This window comes from Psychrobacter sp. T6-1 (assembly GCF_052258445.1).
The window spans coordinates 1-578 of the sequence record NZ_JBQQFC010000784.1; the positions used below are offsets into that span (position 1 = coordinate 1).

Genomic DNA, 578 nt, shown 5'->3' on the forward strand with positions numbered 1-578 from the left:
ATTAATACTATCGCTGTCGAAGATGAGCCGATGTACCCAGGCGATCACACTATCGAGCGCAAAATTCGCGCTTTGATCCGCTACAATGCGCTCGCTATGGTCATGCGCGCGAACAAAAATGATGATGACTTAGGTGGTCACTTAGCGACTTTTGCCTCTAGTGCGACATTGTATGAGACCGGTTTTAACCATTTCTTTCGCGCCGCAAGCGACCATTTCGGTGGGGATATGATCTACTACCAAGGTCACTCAGCGCCGGGTATTTATGCCCGCTCTTATTTAGAGGGTCGCCTCGATGAAGAACAGCTTGATAATTTTCGCCGTGAAGTCGGTGGTAAGGGTCTCTCAAGCTATCCGCATCCGTATCTGATGCCAGATTATTGGCAGTTCCCGACCGTCTCTATGGGTCTTGGCCCCATTATGTCGATCTATCACGCGCATGTACACCGCTATATGGAAAACCGCGGTCTACTAGAAGCTGAAGGTCGTAAGATTTGGGCGTTCTTAGGAGATGGCGAGACCGATGAGCCTGAGAGCTTGGGCGCGATATCCTTGGCAGGACGTGAAAAGCTCGACAA

1 pseudogene is annotated in these 578 nt (G+C 50.3%); it reads left to right on the forward strand.

Annotated features, from left to right (window positions below):
• Positions 1 to 578 (forward strand): annotated as a pseudogene (gene aceE, locus ACTXGO_RS16605) (pyruvate dehydrogenase (acetyl-transferring), homodimeric type); the annotation flags it as partial.